The 4,114-nt window shown below is 68.3% G+C and carries 5 protein-coding genes; 2 read left to right on the top strand and 3 right to left on the bottom strand.

What is annotated here, in order from left to right; translation table 11 throughout:
* Together mutS and JWR86_RS16575 are read left to right on the top strand one after the other, a co-directional pair.
* On the top strand, positions 1–1,504 hold a 1,504-nt coding region (gene mutS, locus JWR86_RS16580; protein WP_299567483.1), incomplete at its 5' end, for a DNA mismatch repair protein MutS.
* Between the two features lie 85 nt (positions 1,505–1,589).
* Positions 1,590–1,829: a DUF2188 domain-containing protein gene (locus tag JWR86_RS16575; RefSeq protein WP_299567482.1), complete on the top strand. Its 240-nt coding sequence runs from the start codon at positions 1,590–1,592 to the stop codon at positions 1,827–1,829.
* Between the two features lie 3 nt (positions 1,830–1,832).
* Here JWR86_RS16575 and JWR86_RS16570 read toward each other — a convergent pair whose 3' ends face one another.
* From JWR86_RS16570 to JWR86_RS16560, 3 genes are all read right to left on the bottom strand, one after another.
* Complete coding sequence (locus JWR86_RS16570; protein WP_299567481.1) at positions 1,833–2,786, bottom strand: ring-cleaving dioxygenase; 954 nt, start codon at positions 2,784–2,786, stop codon at positions 1,833–1,835.
* Positions 2,787–2,949: 163 nt separating this feature from the next.
* Entirely contained in the window at positions 2,950–3,537 is a 588-nt protein-coding gene (locus JWR86_RS16565) for a PIN domain-containing protein (protein ID WP_299567480.1), read from the bottom strand.
* Between the two features lie 9 nt (positions 3,538–3,546).
* Positions 3,547–4,008 carry a helix-turn-helix domain-containing protein gene (locus JWR86_RS16560; RefSeq protein WP_299567478.1) on the bottom strand — a complete coding sequence of 154 codons (462 nt, stop codon included), beginning with the start codon at positions 4,006–4,008 and terminating at the stop codon, positions 3,547–3,549.
* Between the last annotated feature and the right edge of the window lie 106 nt (positions 4,009–4,114).

The raw sequence follows: 4,114 nt of genomic DNA, 5'->3' as shown, positions 1-4,114 counted from the left end.
GATCGCCCGGTCCGAGCCGCCTCCGGCCGAGATCGGGGCGGCGGTCGCCGCCCTGGAGGCGCTGGACCCGGCGCTGGCCGAGGCGCTGCGGGCCGCGATCGGCGACGAGCTGCCGCTGAACCGGCGCGACGGCGGCTTCGTGCGGGCGGATTTCGACCCGGCCCTCGATGAGGCGCGGGCGCTGGCGCAGGATTCACGCCGCGTCATCGCCGCCCTCCAGGCCCGATACGCGGAGGAGACCGGCTGCCGTACGCTGCGGATCAAGCACAACGGCATGATCGGCTACTTCGTGGAGGTCCCGAGCGCGGCCGGTGAGGACCTGCTGCGGGGCGAGGCCCGCGGCCGCTTCGTGCACCGCCAGACCATGTCGGGCGCCATGCGGTTCACCACCGTGGAACTCGGCGAGCTGGAAGCCCGCATCGCCTCGGCCGGCGACCGTGCCCTCAGGCTGGAACTGGCGCATTTCGAGCGGCTGGTGGAGCAGGCCGCCATGGCGGCGGGGCCGATTTCGGCCGCCGCCGAGGCGCTGGCCTGCCTCGACGTCACGGCCGGCTTCGCCGAACTGGCGGCGGGGGCCGGCTGGTCGCGGCCGGCCATCGACCGGGGTGTCGGCTTCGCGATCGAAGGCGGGCGCCACCCGGTTGTCGAGGCGGCCCTGCGTGAGGCCGGCACCGCCTTCATCGCAAACGATTGCCACCTCGGCGACGCCGCCGGGCCGGGCCGCATCCTGCTCGTGACGGGGCCCAATATGGGCGGCAAATCGACCTTCCTGCGCCAGGCCGCCGTGATCGCGATTTTGGCCCAGACCGGCTCCTATGTGCCGGCCCGCGCCGCCCGGATCGGGATCGTCGACAGGCTCTTTTCGCGCGTCGGCGCGGCGGACGACCTGGCGCGCGGCCGCTCCACCTTCATGGTCGAGATGGTGGAAACCGCCGCCATCCTGAACCAGGCCACCGACCGCTCGCTCGTGATCCTGGACGAGATCGGCCGCGGCACGGCCACCTTCGACGGCCTGTCCATCGCCTGGGCGGCGATCGAGCACCTGCACGAGGAGAACCGCTGCCGGGCGCTGTTTGCGACCCATTACCACGAGCTCACGGCGCTGGCGGACCGCTTGCCGCGTCTCGCCAACGCGACGCTCCGGGTGACCGAATGGGAAGGCGACGTGGTGTTTCTGCATGAGGTCGTGCCGGGCGCCGCCGACCGGAGCTACGGGCTCCAGGTGGCGCGCCTCGCCGGCCTGCCGCCCTCCGTCGTCGCCCGGGCCAAGATCATCCTGACCGAACTCGAGCGGAGCGACCGGGAGCGGCCCAAAGCCCTCCTCCTGGACGACCTGCCCCTCTTCGCCGCGGCCCGCCCGCCCGCGGCGCCGGACCGGGCCCCGGCCGCCGACGTCCGCCCGGAGGCCGATCCGCTGCGCGAGGCGCTCGCCGCCATCGACCCCGACGACCTCTCGCCCCGCGAGGCGCTGGAGGCGCTGTACCGGCTGAAGCGGGAGCTCTGAGGCGGCGTCGCCGCGCTCACCGCGGCCGATCCGGAACCGGCCCCGGGCCGGCCCGTTCCCCCGACGGGCATTCGGGAGGACAGTGATGGCTGACGTGACCTACCAGGTCGTCGAGCATGACGGCGGCTGGGCCTACAAGCTCGGCGACGTGTTTTCCGAGACGTTCCCGAGCCACGAGGCGGCCCGTGCCGCCGCCGACCGGGTCGCCGCCGAGCAGCGCATTCCGGGCGAAACCGCCCCGATCCGGTTCCAGGATGCCAAGGGCCAGTGGCACGACGAAACCGCTCGGGGCAGCGACCGCCCGTCGACGGACGTGGTCGGGTAGCCGCTAGCCGGTCACCAGCGGCTTCAGCCCCCGTTCGATCTCGGCCCGCCGTCCCTCGAGGAAGGGCGGCAGGGCGAGGCGCTCGCCCAGGCTCTCCTTGGGCTCGTCGGCCGCGAAACCCGGACCGTCGGTCGCGATCTCGAACAGGATGCCGTTCGGCTCGCGGAAATACAGGCTCCGGAAATAGAACCGGTCCACCGGCCCGCTCGACGGCAGGCGGTTGCGGACGGCCTTCAGCCGGTCGGCCCAGGCGCCGTATTCCGCGTCCGGCACCCGGAAGGCGACATGGTGCACCGCGCCGGCCCCCTGCTCGGCGACGGGCAGCCCGGGCTCCACGGCGACGTGCAGCTCCGCCCCTGGCCCGCCCTCGCCCATCTCATAGACCAGCGTGCGGACCGCGCCGGCGCCCTGGTAGGCGCGCACCTGGCGCATCCCCATCAGCTCGCGCAGCACCACGTCGGTCGGCTCGGGGCGCGGCACGCTGAGGGTGATCGGCCCGAGGCCGCGGATCTGGTGCTCGGCCGGAACGGGGCTCTTGGCCCAGGGATGGCTCGCGCCCTCGCCGCGGTCGTCCACCAGGGCGAAGCGCTGGCCCTCGGCATCCTCGACATCGAGCGTCAGGCGCCCGTCGCGCTCGTGCACGGTGCCGTGCCGGACCTGCTGCCCGGAGAGCCGGTCGGCCCACCAGCGCAGCGTCCCCTCGCCGGCCACCCGCAGGCCGGTCCGGGTGATGCTGTGGGTGCCGCGCCGCTCGGGCCCGACCGGGAAGTCGAAGAAGGTGAGGTCGGAGCCGGGCGAGGCTTCGCCGTCGGCGTAGAACAGATGGTAGGCCGAGACGTCGTCCTGGTTCACGGTCTTCTTCACCAGGCGCATGCCGAGCGTGCCAGTATAGAAGGCGTGGTTCTCGGCCGGCCGGGCCGTGATGGCGGTGAGGTGGTGGATGCCTGTGAGCTGCATGGGGATCTCCGTCGCGGCTCATCTCGGGACGACATGCCCCGAAGCGCAAGCCGCACCGGCGCAATGACGACCTTGCAGCCCGTGTTCACGGCCTGTCCATGACCGGGCCGGGCGACTCTAGACATTGCAAGCCGGCTTGCCTGCGAAAGCCGTCACAGCCGCCCTAGAGGGACTTAGTTTCGCTGATCAGGAGGTTAACGGTATCTGTTAAGCCCACACTCTCCATTCGTCTGAGTAGGGACTCAGCATCCAGTTCTGGACGCTTGAATCGCTCTCGCATCGTTCTGAGGGCGGCAACGGCATCAGGAGTGTAAAGGTCGATAACGTCGGCTAAAAAGCGATCAGGAGTTGATGCTTGTAGATTGAGGGTGGCTAGGTAGCTAGAAGGGAAGTCCTTTGTGTTGGTTGTTACGATAACCGCCGCCCGCGCTTGGATCGCAGCGGCAAGGACGTGTCGGTCGTTCTGATCTGGCAGGTCGAGCCCAGCCACTAACGTCTCATATCCTTCGACGGAGGCTTCGGGGAAGGCTCTGGTTATTGCTGCTCGTTGTCGAGCGGCAACGGTCGCTGGTGTAGCTTCGCCCCTCTTACGAAGAATGTCGCATATCGCGCGTTCTGTCTCAGACAGGATATCCTGAGACCAGCGGGGCCGGAAAAATCCGGCTTCCGCTAGGCTCAGGATCATGTTGCGCGTCAGCGCGCCAGCCAGCGCACAGGCGTCGATCAGTGCAGTATACTGATTGGCGCGCACAGCGCTTGCCTAAATCAGGTCTGCATCCATTTCGGCTAGTTCCGAGAGGGCTGCAGCACGCTCAGCGTCCCGGCGCTCCCTGTATTCAAAAAGATCCTGCGCTCGAACGCGCCGATGACGCCCGACCATTGTATGAGGAATCTCTTTCCGCTCAAGCAGCTTTATCAAATGAGGACGAGACACGTTAAGAAGATCTGCTGCTCTCTGCGTGGTCAGCCTTTCCTCAGTGGGAACTATGGTAACGGCGCGACCGCTTCCAACATGCCGCAGCAAATCCATAAACGAGCGCGCGAGAGCAGGCGAAAGGACGACCTCCGCACGCGTCTGAGCGTCAAGGGCCAGCCTGAGACAGGTCGGCTCATTGTCCTTGATTTGGCTCGCAAGGACTTGTCGAAGATGGTTCGCGTTCTCGATTTCGGCGTCCGATGGCAAGCGGTCATCAAAGACACGTGCTCGGGCGGCGGCCGGCATAGCTCCCTCCTTGGTGCTGCGTTTGCAACACTATGTAGCTTTCAATCGCAATAAACGCAACAGCTAACAACCCTCCCGTTAGCTGGTTCCGTTCTTCCCCCTTCGC

Origin of the sequence: Enterovirga sp., assembly GCF_028290205.1 — a bacterium.
Lineage (GTDB): Bacteria > Pseudomonadota > Alphaproteobacteria > Rhizobiales > Beijerinckiaceae > Enterovirga.
The sequence above is the reverse complement of the archived record's forward strand: the minus strand, read 5'-3'. Positions and strand labels throughout refer to the sequence as shown.

Coding starts and splice junctions, on each gene's coding strand:
- JWR86_RS16570 (WP_299567481.1), bottom strand. CDS start 2,786: ATGCAGCTCACAGGCATCCACCACCTCACCGCCATCACGGCCCGGCCG.
- JWR86_RS16560 (WP_299567478.1), bottom strand. CDS start 4,008: ATGCCGGCCGCCGCCCGAGCACGTGTCTTTGATGACCGCTTGCCATCG.
- JWR86_RS16575 (WP_299567482.1), top strand. CDS start 1,590: ATGGCTGACGTGACCTACCAGGTCGTCGAGCATGACGGCGGCTGGGCC.